The organism is Neobacillus sp. BF23-41 (assembly GCF_041106275.1).
The window spans coordinates 206,007-219,943 of the sequence record NZ_JBGBPR010000002.1 but is presented as its reverse complement, the minus strand read 5'-3'; the positions used below and the strand labels follow the sequence as shown (position 1 = coordinate 219,943).

Here is a 13,937-nt window from a genome sequence, read left to right as displayed (position 1 = left end):
GAAAATTCTTACAGAATGATCATTAGGAGGCGGTTGGAGATGAAAAAGAGAACTTCACTTGTACTAGCTTTGGGATTAACGATGGGGTCTGTACTACCGATTACTGCTGCAGCAAAAACTATTCCGTACAATGTTACCGTTACGAAAGACGCGGCGCAGTTTGGTAAGGATGCAAAGGTTAACTGGAAGAAAGGACAAACGGTACCATCTTTTGTCCATGGGAAACTATCGAACAAAGTTTATAAAGACATAGATGGGATTAAGCAATTTTTAAAAGAAAATAAAGCACTTTATCAGTTAGATACAGCTAAAGATTTAACATTACTTGATGTTGAGACGGACGGGCTAGGCAGCACTCACTATAATTTTATTCAATCGATTCAGGGGATTCCGGTGGATGGGGCGAAGTTTAAGGTCCATACCGATAAAAATGGAATCGTAACGGCAGTCAATGGTGATGTGTTCCCAGAAGCATCTTCTTATTTCAAAGGGGCTCTGAAAGCACAGCTATCCAAAGATGCTGCCCTTGATCAGTCTTGGAAATCTATAAAGGTAACCAAAGAGGAAACCATCACGAATGCTGAAGCAGGTCCTACTGGCAAAAAAATAGAAGATACCGTTGAAAAGGCGGAACTAGTTGTTTATAAAAATGGTAATGAATTTAATCTGGCTTACAAAACAAATCTGCAATTTATTCAGCCATATCCTGCAAACTGGGTGGTCTATGTGGATGCCGTAAATGGTAATATCTTAAATTCTTATAATGCGGTAGCTGATGGAACAGGGGTCGGTGTTCTAGGGGATACAAAAACGCTTAATACCTACTATTCGAGCGGTACGTACTATCTATATGATATTACCAAGCCAATGACGGGTGTCATAGAAACAAGAACGGCAAGAAATCTATCTTTCATACCAGGCAATTATTCTGTTGATCCTGATAATAATTTTAACGCAACGTCACAGAGAGCCGATGTAGACGCTCACTATTATGCCGGTGCCGTATATGATTATTATAAAAATAGGTTTAATAGAAATAGTTTTGATAATAATGGAGCTACGCTTCGCTCAACAGTTCATTATGGCAGAAAATACAACAATGCTTTCTGGAACGGAGCGCAAATGGTGTATGGAGATGGCGATGGAACAACCTTCCGTTCATTGTCAGGTGCGCTTGATGTTGTTGCCCATGAATTAACACATGCAGTTACTGAAAGAACAGCAGGACTGGAATATCAATATCAATCAGGTGCCTTAAATGAGTCCATTTCTGATACGTTCGGGGTATTCCTTGATAAAGGCGATTATTTAATAGGAGAAGATGTGTACACGCCTAATAAAGCTGGCGATGCGCTCCGCAGTCTTTCAAACCCTAGTCTTTATGGACAACCGGAGAATATGAACGGCTACGTGAATACTACTTCAGATAATGGAGGAGTTCACACGAACAGTGGTATTCCGAACAAAGCAGCCTATTTAACGATTTCAAGTCTGGGTACAACTGTCGCTGAAAAAATCTACTATCGAGCACTCACAGTTTATTTAGCTCCACAAAGTGATTTTAGTGACGCACGCGCGGCTCTTCTTGCAGCTGCATCTGATTTGTATGGCTCAAGCAGCACACAGTACAATGCCGTTAAATCTGCTTGGACACAAGTGGGAGTAAACTAGACCATTAACTATTTCCAATGTCAGCCGTCACATAATGTGATGGCTGACATTTTTATGGGCAAAAAAAATAGATTGGTGTCAGCACCAATCAAAATTATGGGAAGTTTTAAGAAATGACTCTTTGAACCATTTCCGTATTAACTTGACTTAATCATAAGAAAAACTTGTGTAGAATTTAGGTGGAACTAATGTGGAAGTTGTGAAGATTTCAAACTGACCAGTGTATTTTATAAAGACCTGCGCCCATTTAAGGATTAAAAGAAATAATGATGACAACTGCTACTAGATTAGTGGCGGGTTTTGTTTTAGAACAAGCAGAATTAATGTTATGATAACGTTATTGCTTTCCTGCTGATTTGTAAGGTGAGAATTTGTCTACAATATGAGTAGGATTATTATAATTGATGGGATGAAAAGATGATTAAAGAAGTCAGTTTAAAAGTGAAACCAAAGTTTGTAAATAAATTTAAAAGCGGCTATCCACTTATTTCTAAGGAAGCCATCATAAATGTGAACGACCTCGTAGAAGAGGGGTCCATTGTTAAATTGGTCGATGAAAGAAATATATTTTTTGCCAAAGGCTATTATGGTAAGCAAAATAAGGGAATTGGCTGGGTGTTGAGCAGAAAAGAAAATGACTCTTTTGATCAACGTTTTTTTGAGAAAATGCTAAAAGAAGCGATTAAGGATAGGGAATCATTTTATCAAAGTTCAGAAACTACCGCGTTTCGAGTATTTAATGGTGAAGGTGATGGAATCGGTGGTTTGACGATTGATTACTTTGCTGGTTATTATTTGTTAACATGGTACAGCAAGGGTATCTATCATTTTCGAGACGATATCATTCAAGCTTTAAAGGAACTGGTTGAATTTCAGGGCATTTATCAGAAAAAGCGTTTTGATGAAAAAGGGCAATACATCGAGGAAGATGACTTTGTCGCAGGTGAAAGAGGTCATTTCCCGCTTATTGTCAAAGAAAATGGTGTCAACTTTGCCATTTACTTAAATGAAAGCGCCATGGTCGGGGTGTTTTTAGACCAGCGGGATGTAAGGCGCACAATCCGAGATGTGTATGCAAACGGTAAGACAGTTTTAAATACTTTCTCTTATACGGGGGCTTTTTCCGTGTTTGCAGCTCTAGGGGGAGCAACGAAAACAACAAGTGTAGACCTGGCCAATCGGAGTAAGAGTAAAACGATTGAGCAGTTTAGTGTAAATGGTGTGGACCATGAAACACAAGCAATTATTGTTGAGGATGTATTCAAGTACTTTAAATATGCAGTCAAGAAACAACTGAAGTTTGATATGGTCATCCTTGATCCGCCGAGCTTTGCCCGTTCAAAGAAATTTGTCTTTAGTGCCGAAAAGGACTACAAGAATCTTCTAATCGAAGCGATTGCCATAACTGCGGACAACGGAACCATTGTTGCATCCACAAACAGCAGCGCTTTTGGGATGGATAAATTCAAGAGCTTTATCGATGCTGCCTTTAGAGAATCTGGCGGCCGGTACAAACAATTGGAAGAATTTTCACTTCCCGTCGATTTCAAAACCATTAAAGAATTTCCAGAAGGGGACTACTTGAAGGTAGTATTTATAAAAAAAATAAGATAAGAATGGTGCCTGACACCCACATGGAATTTGATGTGGGGGGGCCTTTTTTTATTTTTCAGGGTGTTGTAAATCCCATTTTTGCAATATAATAAAGGGAAGATGTTCATGAAATTGTCACAAATGCTACTTTCGTAACTTACATAAATTAAAAAATAATCATTTCTGGGGGAAACGATATGATTAGAGCGGCTATTGCTGGTGTTGTTGGTTTTGTGCTTATTTTTATCGAGTCGATGATTGTGATGAAGCTAAAAGGTCTAGAAACGATTGAATTTGGCGGGTTGGCTCCGTTCATTAATGTCTGGGCGATGAATTTCTTTTTCATGTTTGCCATCCTTACACAGGTAACCAATTGGTATATGAACAAAGAAAGTTTAAAAGAAGATAATAGTTTTTAGTATTAAAAAAAAGCGGCGCAATCTGGTAGGATGACCAAGACTGCGTCGCTTTTTGTTTGGATTAAACATTATGTTTTACAGCTTTATTCCCTTTAAATGCTGTGTTACGAATGAATGGGATAACCCAACGGTCAAGACCGATGCGGCCAGCATTATAGCCTGAGAAAATAATAATTGCTCCTAGGAAAAGATCTGTTGGAATATGTGATACGGTTCCTGCTAAGAAAAATGAAAAGTTCATTACAAGTCCAAAGAACATAGCAGCAGTTGTTAAGCATCCAAGAATAAGTCCAAGTCCGATTAAGAACTCTCCCAGAGGGACGATGGTGTTAAAAATATCAACGTTTGGTAAGGCGAAATGCTTTAAGAAATCAACATACCAGCCATAAACCATCGCGCCGTCTGGCCCCTTCACTGGATTAGCGATTGCCCCTTTTAGATAGCCAGAAGCATCAAAACCGCCTGATAATTTGTGGAACCCAGCTGTTATCCAAGAATACCCCATATATAAGCGAAGAACTGTTAAAATTCCAGCGGCAACTTTGTTTTCTCTTAACCAATTTACTACCATGTGAAACACTCCTTGTTAATTTATTTTTATTTGTTTGTTCGTTAACTACATTTTTACTATACTTGACTTATTTTGAAATTAGGGTAAATTGTTCACTATTTCACATATTTGTAAAAAAGTTATGAACAAATTTCACACACACAAGATTCTTCACAAGACAATTGGAGAGTGTTGTAGATAAGGGAGTTTATGAAAGACATTCCCCATGCTTACTTGTATTAAACGTTATGTTTCACTGTTTTATTCCCTTTAAATGCTGTGTTACGAATGAATGGGATAACCCAACGGTCAAGACCGATGCGGCCCGCATTGTAGCCAGAGAATAGGATAATCGCTCCTAGGAAAAGATCTGTTGGAATATGTGATACGGTTCCTGCTAAGAAAAATGAAAAGTTCATTACAAGTCCAAAGAACATAGCAGCAGTTGTTAAGCATCCAAGAATAAGTCCAAGTCCGATTAAGAACTCTCCCAGAGGGACGATGGTGTTAAAAATATCAACGTTTGGTAAGGCGAAATGCTTTAAGAAATCAACATACCAGCCATAAACCATCGCGCCGTCTGGCCCCTTCACTGGATTAGCGATTGCCCCTTTTAGATAGCCAGAAGCATCAAAACCGCCTGATAATTTGTGGAACCCAGCTGTTATCCAAGAATACCCCATATATAAGCGAAGAACTGTTAAAATTCCAGCGGCAACTTTGTTTTCTCTTAACCAATTTACTACCATGCGAAACACTCCTTGTTAATTTATTTTTATTTATTTGTTTGTTTGTTTGTTCGTTAACTACATTGTTACTATACCAAACTTATTTTGAAATAAGGGTAAATTGTTCACTATTTCACATATTTGTAAAAAAGTTGTGAACAAATTTCAAACGAAATGATCTTTTATCCATAATACCTTGAGAGTTTTGACCATCATCGGCATTATAAAGGACAGATCTCCAGTTTTCCAACTGAGTTTTGTCCTTCAGACCAAGTGTCATTTAAGTGATCCCACTTAAAAATAGGTATTCACATTCTACCTTCCTTTTTATTACAATGAATATAACGAATTTTCAGTAAAGGAGGATATTATGCATCTGGCGTCCGAACTAGAATCCTTTCCATACCCATTTAAAGAAGTAGTGTATCGTTACTCAAATAACTCGACACCGTTAGATCTTTCTAACAGTGTGGAAATTACCCCTCATTATAAAGAGGAAATAAAGCTAAGGCGGCAGCTTCTCGAACATCATCCTGAACGCTGCTATCAATCACTGCCACATACGCTGAATGGACAATGGGAAATCCTTGAGTTGGTAATGGACCATCTAGCAACCTATTATCCTGAAAAGTTTAATCTTGATAAGAATTGTAAAAAGTGGACGTTTGAAAATAAAATTCTTCAGGAAAAGCATGATTTTATTGTTGGTGATGTAACGACTCTGCCATGCCAACCATTAGATTTTATCGGGCGGCATGTACAAGAGGACATCATCTTCATGATGCAGCGGGACGGAGATTTATACTTGGATGCTGGGCAGTTATGTTTTCCAGCTAATTGGTCATTGGCTTTTGATCTAGGGATGAGTTTTAGAGAAATTCATAAGCCTATCCCTGGATTTAAGGAGGGAGGGTTGGACGGGCGAATTCTCCAATTTCTGTTGCAGTTGGAGGCAGGTTACCCTTGGTGGAGAAAAAATTGGTCCTTAATGGCTGGGAATTGCTTAGATACATCGCTTGAAACCTTTGATGTCTGGGGGAAAGGCAGGAAAGAGGTAACAAAGGAAAATGCTGGTGAGTTTGTTCATTTACGAGTGGAAGTGCAAAAGTTATTCCGATTGCCTCGGTCAGGAGGAATTCTGTTTACGATCCATACCCACTTGCTTTCATTAGAAAAATTAACCTTAAAATCTGAATGGGCTGAGCAATTCTATCAGATCATTCGTGAGTTGCCACCCCATATTGTCGATTATAAAGGGCTATCTCTTTTCAAGGATGCTGTCATCGATTACTTAAAAGAACAGTTAACAAACAGGGGTGTTAGCTAATGGATAGTGCAACTTTTGTACCTGGAAAGCGAAAATATTTATTTTGTACCGACGAGAAGGGGGGTGCGATTTTACAATCGATTATCGACCAAGTGGTAGATAAAAATCTCTCTTTTGAAATGGTTTTTATCGGCAAAGTTCAATTTACAGATTTGGTTGCATGGTTAAGTGAACAGAGGATGGGGAGTTACCTTTATATTGCTGCCCATTGGAATCAATTGAAGGCGATCAAACAATTAGCTGAAGAGATTGGTTTTTCCGAGGAAGAAGCGCAGTACATTGGCTATGGTGAGAAGGAGAAAAATGTGTTTTGCGGCCGTTGTCATGGAATCACTACAATCGATACTGAAAACACGGAACAAGTTGAAGTGGACTGTATTTATTGCAATTTAAGACTTGAGATTTCTAATCATTATTCTCGTCTAAGGGATGCTTATCTAGGATATGTTGCTAAACTTTAAAAGGGGGTGGATACCATTGAAACAGGAAAAAACAATCGAAGTATTGGTGAAATCCATTCACCAGGAAACCCCAGATGTTAAACGATTTTCACTAGCTCCAGTTAGTATGTCAGAACTGCCTGGGTTTAGTGGTGGTTCGCATATTACTACATATATAAAAGATAGAAACACCACCATCGAAAGACACTATTCTTTAATCAATCAACCGGAAGATACAGAGTGCTACCAAATTACTATTCTATTAAGTAAGACATCGAGAGGCGGCTCTCATTACTGGCATCATCAGGTAAAAGTGGGAGATCGATTACAAGTTAGTTACCCGAAGAATCACTTTACACTAAGCTTTAAAGCGAGGCATCACGTGTTTTATGCAGCGGGAATCGGCATTACTCCATTCCTATCAATGATGGTAGAGTTAGCAGGTCGAGAAGGATTTTTCGAGTTACATTATGCTGCTAAAACAAAAGCTTCATGCGCTTTCTATGATTTTTTGAAAAATAAATACCCCAAACAAAGCCATTTTTATTTTTCACAAGAAAGAGAATCTAAAAGGTTAGACTATTCTTCACTGCTAAATCATCCAATTGGCACTCATGTTTATTTTTGTGGACCAGAAACTTTTATTACTAGCTTTACGAATGCTGCGTATCAGATAGGTTATCCACGGACTAGCGTTCATTATGAAAGGTTTACACCACCCAAAGTCCAAGCGGCTGCATCTTTTCAAGTGCAAGTGCAATCATCAGAAGGTTTAACCATGAATGTACCGAAACAAAAAACGTTGTTGGAGGCATTGCTTGAAGCAGGTGTTAAGGTACCCTATTCCTGCCGAGTAGGACGATGCGGCACATGTGAACTTAATGTGTTAGAAGGCGAGATTGAACATTATGATTCTTTCCTAAGTGAGGAACAGAAAAATGCCCAAAACGTCATTTTAACCTGTGTATCACGGGCTAAATCAGAGAAAATCGTAATCGAGATTTAATAATAAAAATCTGGGCAATGAAGTAAGGAATGTTTTTAAATAATGATATAAAAAAATGCTTGGAGACGCTCCAAGCATTTTAAGGTAAATTGTAAATACGAGTATATGAAACTTATCCTAAATGTTTTTCTAATGGGTTCCAGTAATTCGCTCCCCATCCTGCCGCAAGATGTTCTCCTTCAGCCTCAGGAAAACCGATGTGGTCGAAAACCAAAAGGGTTTTTGAGTCTTGTTCTTTTAGCTCAAACTTAGCAATAGAATAAACTCCCTCTGGCCAGTTCGCTACTCGCCAAGCTTGTACAATTCGCACACCTGGAACAAGTTCAATGTTTCTTCCAAGAATCATGCCGCCAAAACACGAAAAAGTACCACCAGCTTCGGGACTTATTTCTGTAGGTGCACCTCCCGTCATTTCGCTGAATTGTTTCGAATCTGTGAGTGCTTCATATATAAGTCCAGGGCTGGCATTGAAAATTACTTCTTGATGAATTGTTTTAGTCATTTTTTATTCCTCCAATATATTATTCCGTAGAAAAGGTTATTTATTTTTTATAAAAAATTAATGCATGGCCATTTCGGACCAAGGGTCAATACCAGGATCGTTGCCTTCTGCAAAATCTTTAATGCGGGGCATGTAATGTGACCATCCTTGTTGGTGAGATGGGATTTCTTCAACTGGCAAGTCAAAATGAGTTAAAACTAAATTTGTGCCATTTTCTTTCGGAGTCAGTTTGAATTCGACCTTACTTGAACCAGGTGGCACGAGCTTTGATTTTTCCCAACCCCAAGACATGACGATTTTTTCATAAGGAACAATTTCTACATATTCGCCCATGGCAATATCGCTGCCATTCACATCAATTCGATATTTACCTCCGATTTTTGGTTCGAGCAGGATATGTCTCCCCATCCAGCGAACCATTTTGTCCGCATCAGTAAAAAACGAAAATAATGTTTCCGGGCGGGCTTCAATAAATATTTCTTTTGTGATGATTTCATTATTGGTCTGATTCATTTTTTCTCCTTTCTTCCTCTTCGGCAGCTTCTTTCAAACGAAGTAAACTATCATCCCAAAAACGGTCAATATACTGCTTTAATTCAGAAAAACCGTCCCTTCTAATACCGTAGTACCGTTTCGTTCCGTCTCTCCGAACTATAACTAGGCCGGATTGTTCGAGAACTTTGAGATGCTGAGAAACCGCTGGAGCTGAAATGTCAAAATGTGAGGCAATCGAGCTGGAGGTCATTTCTCCATCACGAACGAGATAGAGTATATCTCGACGTCTAGGTTCTGCTAATGCATGAAGGACTTTTTCAATCATATCGTTATTTTAGCGTAGACTTAATTAAGTGTCAACTTAATTAAGTTATAGTCATATTAGTATCTTTTGGCAAAAACGATGAATATATGAATTCATAAGAGGATTGTAATTTCTTCCAAAAAAGAACTTGATAAAACTAATGGTATTAGTTAATATAAAACTAATGATAATAGTTAAAGGGGATGTGTGATTATGAGGATGATCAAAAATGGGTACTTGTATCAAGTTACATTCATGGCGAATGTATTTCCGGTCAACTGCTATTTGGTGGAGGAAGAGGACGGGTTAACGTTAATTGATGCAGCGCTTGGCTTTTGTGCCAAAGGCATTATGAAGGCGGCTGAATCGATTGGAAAGCCGATTACCAAAATTGTGTTGACGCATGCACATGAAGACCATGTCGGGGCGTTGGATGCAATAAAAGAAATGCTGCCAGATGTACCGGTTTATATTTCGATACGAGACCACAGACTTATGAATGGCGATCGATCGCTAGATCCTCAGGAGGCGCAAACCCCGATTAAAGGCGGTGTACCGAAAAAATTAAAAACGCGGGCCAATCTATTATTGAAGGAAGGAGACCTGATTGGTTCGTTAACAGCGATCGAAACGCCAGGACATACACCAGGCTCCATGTCATTTTTAGATTTGCGGACAAAGGCGTTGATTGCAGGTGATTCCTTTCAAACACGAGGTGGAATGGCTGTTGCAGGGGATATTAGAGCTTGGTTTCCATTCCCGGCTTTTGGTACGTGGAGTAAGGAAACCGCCTTGTCCAGTGCCCGGAAATTAGTGAGTTATCGGCCTGAATTGCTTGCAGTCGGCCACGGAGAGATCGTGATAAATCCTGTAAACTCAATGGAGCATGCAATCAAAAATCTGGAACGAAAAATAGGATAGGGAGTAATTATTATGTCACCAAGACCAAAAATCGGTCTCGAAATATCTTTTATTATCGAAGCAGCAGGAGAGATTGCCGACCAACATGGTGTGCAGGAAGTTACCTTGGCCAACTTAGCAAAGAAGCTTGGGATACGTTCTCCTTCTTTATATAATCATTTTGATGGACTCACTGGATTAAGAAAGAAATTGGCGATTTACGGAATCGATAAGCTTTATGAAGTGATGGCAAATGCAGCAAGTGGGGTGTCAGGCACCGAAGCTGTGCTGGCGGTTAGCCAGGCCTATGTGGGTTTTTCCCGAAAGCACCCAGGGATTTATGAGGCGACCTTACTTGCCCCTGACCCGGAAGACGTGGATGTGCAGCAAGCAGGGGAGAAAATCGTTGACCTTTCCGTCCACGTTTTGCAGGCGTATCATTTAGAAGGGGAGCGTGCTTTGCATGCTGTCCGGGGTTTACGTAGCATTTTACATGGATTTTCTGCACTAGAGCAAAAAGGAGGGTTCAAGATGTCGTTGGATTTGAATGAAAGTCTTATGATCATTATTAAGGCATTTCTTGCGGGGATTGGGCTGGAGGATTAATAGATGGCAGGGTCTGTAGTGCCCATGCTGGAGGAAAAAAGCCGAGGACAGTAACTAAGAGAGGATCACAGTGCCCGTACTCATCGAAAAATATCGGTCACGGTCACTCTGAGTGGACCACAGTGCCCGTACACATCGAAAAGTATCGGTCACGGTCACTCTGAGAGGATCACAGTGCCCGTACTCATCGAAAGATATTGGTCATGGTCACTCTCTAAGGTTCCTACTCTGTAATATTCTCATTAAGGTACATTTTGGAGATAGAGTCCTATGGCAAGCTTTGGTATAATGGGATAAAGTTTAGTATTAAGGGATGATCATTTAGATGAGGTCAGAAAAATTGGGTTTAGTATTAGATGTAGAGACAACCGGTTTAGGTCCTACCAAGGATGAAGTAATCGAGCTCGCATTAAAGTTATTTTCCTATCGAGCAGATACCGGCGAGGTTATCGATATTATTGATGAAGACTCCTTTTTGCGTGAGCCGCTTTCCCGTTCAGCAAGAAATAATTATGACACAGCCTATCGAGTTCACGGAATCCCTTATGAGTTAGTTCAAGGGAAAAGCTTTTATGATGTAAAAATAAAAACCTATTTTCATCGTGCCGATTCGGTTTTTGCCCACAATGCTTCTTTTGACCGAAGCTTTCTTTATCACATGTATCCGGAAGTCAACGACCTGAAGTGGTATTGCACAATGAGAAACATCCCTTGGAAAAATTACGGCTTTCCAAATGGGAAACTATTAACCCTATTACAAGCACACAACATTACAAATTACCAAACACATAGAGCACTAGATGATATTACATACTTGTTAGAGTTGCTCAAGAAGACAAGTCCGAATGGAAACCTCTATCTGCAAGAGGTGCTAGAAAAGGCCCCCATGAGAAAATATCAGCCTGCTGTTTCGCGTACTAAAATGGGTTAAAAAAACTAATCAAACGTTTTGATTAGTTTTTTTGCTAATTTGTCAATAATGTTACGAGTTGCCAATTGAAATAAAAATTAATCCTAAACAATAATTTATAAAAAAGAAGGAGTATTACTATGGCAAAAGTTACACCATTCTTAATGTTTCAAGGAAACGCGGAAGAAGCAATGGATTACTACATATCATTGATTGAGGATTCAGAAATAATCAGAATTACTCGTTATGGGGCAAACGGACCGGGGGAAGAGGGAAGTGTTATGCATGCAGCCTTTACACTCAAAGGTCAGGAATTCATGTGCATTGATAGTAATATAAAACATGAATTTACTTTTACACCATCATTCTCTATTTATATCACCTGTGATACTGAAGAGGAAATAAATCGACTATATGAAAATTTGTCTAGTGGTGGCGGCTTATTAATGTCGTTAGATAATTATGGTTTTAGCAAAAAGTTTGGCTGGGTAGTTGATAAATTCGGCGTTTCATGGCAACTTAATCTACAATAATAAATAAATTGACGTACATAGGAAAAGCCCGGTCGCATTTGGACCGGGCTTATTTGCGTGCATCTCGTATGTAAAAGTCCTATTGTCGACCCTCTGTGAAGATTTGAAAGTTCACACCGAACTTATCTGTTAGACTACCATAAGCTGGGCTGAAAAACGTTTCCTGAAGCGGCATACTCACTTGACCACCTTGCTGTAAGGCTTCGAAAAATTTATGCGCCTGGTCTGCGTCGTTCGTTGAAATACAGATGGTCACTTGATTTCCGCTTTGATGGGGTTGCCCTGGCCACGTATCTGAAAACATAACTTCCGTTTCGCCTACTTTTATTGTCGCATGACCTATACGATCTTTGGCATCGGCAGGTAATGGAAATTCAGGGTTTTCTGGCATTTCTCCGAAAGACTGAGAAAAGAGAACTTGTGCATCCAAAGCCTTTTCGTAAAATTGAATCGCTTCCTTCGCATTTCCATCCATCACTAAATAGGGAATCAAACGTAATGTCATAATAAATCTCTCCTCGATTTAAAAGTATTTTTTTGCTATCCTCGATAGGAAATAAGCTAGCCGGCCTCCTAAGAGATGCTCACTTCTTATTATTACCGATATTTTAATTATAAAATAAAGAACAAATGTTCGCAAGTAAATTTTTACCAAAATCAATAAAAACCCATGAGCTAAAACTAAACTCACGGGTTTTTAATCGTGGTGCCTGACACCATTTTCACTTCGATGACATGGTTTATTTCAATAAAGAAAGGTATCTTTCACTAATGATTTTATAATGGTGGAGGGCGTGACCTGCGATAATGTAGCCTATGGAACGGGCCGTGACTTCAGTGTTATTGGCAAAGCCAATGTTTGCCCAAGCCTCTTCCGGCATGTTTTGAATTAAGGTAAGACTAGCTTTTCTAATTGCAATAAAGTCTTCGAGAATATTTTTTATTGGTAATTTATTAATTTGCGAACCTTGGACATAATCATTCTCGTTAAAACCAGCCAAAGCAGTCTGGTCTCCCCGTCCAACACGGAGAAGCCGGTAGCTCATAATTCTTTCAGTGTCTGCCATATGGCCAAGTACTTCTTTGATGCTCCATTTATTTTCGGCATAGCGAAAGTGACCATCTTCTTCCGAAAGCGACTCAAAAAGCTCAATCGTTTTGACCAAATTCTCTTTCAAAAGTGTTAATAGATTCCCCTCAGGAACTAGATTCACATAAGGTTTATAGTATTCTGGGTACTCACTTGCTAAAGGACGTTGCAGCATTTCATTTTCTCCCTTCTAATCGCATGCCATCAGTCTCTCCTCATCCTAATGGTATGAGGGACAGCAAAGATATTATTCGTTTTTTTTTAAGAAAACCCATAAGGTGGACTAGCATACAATAATCCTATCATAATATTCATAACTACATGACCGGCGTTTAAAAAATAAGCCGAGTAAAGTACATTTCCTATAGTAAAGGACCATTTGATGAATAAGACATATTATAAATAGAAAAAGAATATTTTTACAGGGGGAGATTTAATGGATTTTTTCTTGGTAGGAATCGTCTATTGGCTATTGATCGGAGCATCCGTCCTGCTTTTTGTTAGGGGTCTTTGGAAAAAATCATGGAAAGCCTTTTTGTGGAGTGGGATTGCCCTTGCTATACCAACCATCTCGCTCTATGTTGGCGGTGCGGAGGGATGGTTTAGATTCGCTGGTCTGCTGCCTCTGCTATTGTTTGGACTTGCTTATTATACAAAAAAATAGTCACTCATTTTTAATTATCTATTTTTAAAATTAAAATTGGGTGGAAGAAATACCTTTTTTTGTATAAATATTAAATAAATTCTTCCAATTTGTGCATTCTAAAAAGAAAAAAGGAATGGCATATAGATGCGAAAGAATAAAATGATTTTGCTCGTAATGATGATAATACCTTAGTTGTCGATGCCGTTCATAGGGAAAC

18 protein-coding genes are annotated in these 13,937 nt (G+C 39.0%); 11 read left to right on the top strand and 7 right to left on the bottom strand.

Features of this window, described 5'->3' with window-relative positions; translation table 11 throughout:
• Positions 1-39 precede the first annotated feature (39 nt).
• From AB7942_RS04210 to AB7942_RS04200, 3 genes are all read left to right on the top strand, one after another.
• On the top strand, positions 40-1,671 hold the full coding sequence (locus tag AB7942_RS04210) for a M4 family metallopeptidase (RefSeq protein ID WP_369445919.1): 1,632 nt from the start codon (positions 40-42) through the stop codon (positions 1,669-1,671).
• A gap of 417 nt (positions 1,672-2,088) precedes the next feature.
• Positions 2,089-3,285: a class I SAM-dependent rRNA methyltransferase gene (locus AB7942_RS04205; protein WP_369445918.1), complete on the top strand. Its 1,197-nt coding sequence runs from the start codon at positions 2,089-2,091 to the stop codon at positions 3,283-3,285.
• Positions 3,286-3,461: 176 nt separating this feature from the next.
• Positions 3,462-3,683: a hypothetical protein gene (locus tag AB7942_RS04200; RefSeq protein ID WP_335397896.1), complete on the top strand. Its 222-nt coding sequence runs from the start codon at positions 3,462-3,464 to the stop codon at positions 3,681-3,683.
• 61 nt (positions 3,684-3,744) lie between these two features.
• Here the strand turns inward: AB7942_RS04200 and AB7942_RS04195 are convergent, their stop codons facing one another.
• On the bottom strand, positions 3,745-4,254 hold the full coding sequence (locus AB7942_RS04195; protein ID WP_369445917.1) for a DoxX family membrane protein: 510 nt from the start codon (positions 4,252-4,254) through the stop codon (positions 3,745-3,747).
• Positions 4,255-4,472: 218 nt separating this feature from the next.
• Positions 4,473-4,982: a DoxX family membrane protein gene (locus AB7942_RS04190; protein ID WP_215017023.1), complete on the bottom strand. Its 510-nt coding sequence runs from the start codon at positions 4,980-4,982 to the stop codon at positions 4,473-4,475.
• A 349-nt stretch (positions 4,983-5,331) separates the two neighbouring features.
• On the opposite strand from AB7942_RS04190, the gene AB7942_RS04185 reads away from it, so the two are divergent.
• Genes AB7942_RS04185 through AB7942_RS04175 form a run of 3 tightly spaced genes read left to right on the top strand, consistent with a single transcriptional unit; the run spans position 5,332 to position 7,734 of the window.
• On the top strand, positions 5,332-6,288 hold the full coding sequence (locus AB7942_RS04185) for a heme-dependent oxidative N-demethylase family protein (protein ID WP_369445916.1): 957 nt from the start codon (positions 5,332-5,334) through the stop codon (positions 6,286-6,288).
• Positions 6,288-6,749: a dimethylamine monooxygenase subunit DmmA family protein gene (locus AB7942_RS04180; RefSeq protein ID WP_369445915.1), complete on the top strand. Its 462-nt coding sequence runs from the start codon at positions 6,288-6,290 to the stop codon at positions 6,747-6,749. Before AB7942_RS04185 ends, AB7942_RS04180 begins: the two co-directional genes overlap by 1 nt.
• A gap of 16 nt (positions 6,750-6,765) precedes the next feature.
• A complete protein-coding gene (locus tag AB7942_RS04175; protein WP_369445914.1) occupies positions 6,766-7,734 on the top strand; it encodes a PDR/VanB family oxidoreductase in 969 nt (322 codons plus the stop codon).
• A 112-nt stretch (positions 7,735-7,846) separates the two neighbouring features.
• Here AB7942_RS04175 and AB7942_RS04170 read toward each other — a convergent pair whose 3' ends face one another.
• The 3 genes from AB7942_RS04170 to AB7942_RS04160 are packed head-to-tail and all read right to left on the bottom strand — an operon-like array spanning position 7,847 to position 9,056.
• Positions 7,847-8,236, bottom strand: coding sequence for an SRPBCC domain-containing protein (locus tag AB7942_RS04170; RefSeq protein WP_369445913.1), 390 nt, complete (start codon positions 8,234-8,236; stop codon positions 7,847-7,849).
• 57 nt (positions 8,237-8,293) lie between these two features.
• Positions 8,294-8,749 (bottom strand): SRPBCC family protein, encoded by a 456-nt coding sequence (locus AB7942_RS04165; RefSeq protein WP_335397907.1) that lies wholly within the window; start codon positions 8,747-8,749, stop codon positions 8,294-8,296.
• Positions 8,733-9,056: an ArsR/SmtB family transcription factor gene (locus AB7942_RS04160; protein ID WP_335437071.1), complete on the bottom strand. Its 324-nt coding sequence runs from the start codon at positions 9,054-9,056 to the stop codon at positions 8,733-8,735. Before AB7942_RS04160 ends, AB7942_RS04165 begins: the two co-directional genes overlap by 17 nt.
• Before the next feature lie 192 nt (positions 9,057-9,248).
• Here AB7942_RS04160 and AB7942_RS04155 point away from each other — a divergent pair, with 192 nt between their 5' ends.
• The 4 genes from AB7942_RS04155 (at position 9,249) to AB7942_RS04140 (ending at position 11,984) form a co-directional block, all read left to right on the top strand.
• Positions 9,249-9,956: an MBL fold metallo-hydrolase gene (locus tag AB7942_RS04155; protein WP_369445912.1), complete on the top strand. Its 708-nt coding sequence runs from the start codon at positions 9,249-9,251 to the stop codon at positions 9,954-9,956.
• 12 nt (positions 9,957-9,968) lie between these two features.
• Positions 9,969-10,541 (top strand): TetR/AcrR family transcriptional regulator, encoded by a 573-nt coding sequence (locus AB7942_RS04150; protein WP_369445911.1) that lies wholly within the window; start codon positions 9,969-9,971, stop codon positions 10,539-10,541.
• Between the two features lie 325 nt (positions 10,542-10,866).
• Positions 10,867-11,472, top strand: coding sequence for an exonuclease domain-containing protein (locus tag AB7942_RS04145; protein ID WP_088085635.1), 606 nt, complete (start codon positions 10,867-10,869; stop codon positions 11,470-11,472).
• Positions 11,473-11,591: 119 nt separating this feature from the next.
• Complete coding sequence (locus tag AB7942_RS04140) at positions 11,592-11,984, top strand: VOC family protein (protein WP_369445910.1); 393 nt, start codon at positions 11,592-11,594, stop codon at positions 11,982-11,984.
• Between the two features lie 79 nt (positions 11,985-12,063).
• On the opposite strand, the gene AB7942_RS04135 is transcribed toward AB7942_RS04140, so the two are convergent.
• Together AB7942_RS04135 and AB7942_RS04130 are read right to left on the bottom strand one after the other, a co-directional pair.
• Positions 12,064-12,489: a VOC family protein gene (locus AB7942_RS04135; RefSeq protein WP_369445909.1), complete on the bottom strand. Its 426-nt coding sequence runs from the start codon at positions 12,487-12,489 to the stop codon at positions 12,064-12,066.
• 235 nt (positions 12,490-12,724) lie between these two features.
• Positions 12,725-13,249, bottom strand: coding sequence for a DinB family protein (locus tag AB7942_RS04130; RefSeq protein WP_369445908.1), 525 nt, complete (start codon positions 13,247-13,249; stop codon positions 12,725-12,727).
• 261 nt (positions 13,250-13,510) lie between these two features.
• On the opposite strand from AB7942_RS04130, the gene AB7942_RS04125 reads away from it, so the two are divergent.
• Positions 13,511-13,738 (top strand): hypothetical protein, encoded by a 228-nt coding sequence (locus AB7942_RS04125; protein WP_088085639.1) that lies wholly within the window; start codon positions 13,511-13,513, stop codon positions 13,736-13,738.
• The last annotated feature ends 199 nt before the right edge of the window (positions 13,739-13,937 follow it).

Bases quoted from the DNA above. Each gene is read 5' to 3' on its own strand.
- AB7942_RS04195 (WP_369445917.1), bottom strand. From the start codon at position 4,254: ATGGTAGTAAATTGGTTAAGAGAAAACAAAGTTGCCGCTGGAATTTTA.
- AB7942_RS04150 (WP_369445911.1), top strand. From the start codon at position 9,969: ATGTCACCAAGACCAAAAATCGGTCTCGAAATATCTTTTATTATCGAA.
- AB7942_RS04130 (WP_369445908.1), bottom strand. From the start codon at position 13,249: ATGCTGCAACGTCCTTTAGCAAGTGAGTACCCAGAATACTATAAACCT.
- AB7942_RS04145 (WP_088085635.1), top strand. From the start codon at position 10,867: ATGAGGTCAGAAAAATTGGGTTTAGTATTAGATGTAGAGACAACCGGT.
- AB7942_RS04210 (WP_369445919.1), top strand. From the start codon at position 40: ATGAAAAAGAGAACTTCACTTGTACTAGCTTTGGGATTAACGATGGGG.
- AB7942_RS04140 (WP_369445910.1), top strand. From the start codon at position 11,592: ATGGCAAAAGTTACACCATTCTTAATGTTTCAAGGAAACGCGGAAGAA.
- AB7942_RS04200 (WP_335397896.1), top strand. From the start codon at position 3,462: ATGATTAGAGCGGCTATTGCTGGTGTTGTTGGTTTTGTGCTTATTTTT.
- AB7942_RS04155 (WP_369445912.1), top strand. From the start codon at position 9,249: ATGAGGATGATCAAAAATGGGTACTTGTATCAAGTTACATTCATGGCG.
- AB7942_RS04170 (WP_369445913.1), bottom strand. From the start codon at position 8,236: ATGACTAAAACAATTCATCAAGAAGTAATTTTCAATGCCAGCCCTGGA.
- AB7942_RS04185 (WP_369445916.1), top strand. From the start codon at position 5,332: ATGCATCTGGCGTCCGAACTAGAATCCTTTCCATACCCATTTAAAGAA.
- AB7942_RS04180 (WP_369445915.1), top strand. From the start codon at position 6,288: ATGGATAGTGCAACTTTTGTACCTGGAAAGCGAAAATATTTATTTTGT.
- AB7942_RS04160 (WP_335437071.1), bottom strand. From the start codon at position 9,056: ATGATTGAAAAAGTCCTTCATGCATTAGCAGAACCTAGACGTCGAGAT.
- AB7942_RS04165 (WP_335397907.1), bottom strand. From the start codon at position 8,749: ATGAATCAGACCAATAATGAAATCATCACAAAAGAAATATTTATTGAA.
- AB7942_RS04125 (WP_088085639.1), top strand. From the start codon at position 13,511: ATGGATTTTTTCTTGGTAGGAATCGTCTATTGGCTATTGATCGGAGCA.
- AB7942_RS04190 (WP_215017023.1), bottom strand. From the start codon at position 4,982: ATGGTAGTAAATTGGTTAAGAGAAAACAAAGTTGCCGCTGGAATTTTA.
- AB7942_RS04135 (WP_369445909.1), bottom strand. From the start codon at position 12,489: ATGACATTACGTTTGATTCCCTATTTAGTGATGGATGGAAATGCGAAG.
- AB7942_RS04205 (WP_369445918.1), top strand. From the start codon at position 2,089: ATGATTAAAGAAGTCAGTTTAAAAGTGAAACCAAAGTTTGTAAATAAA.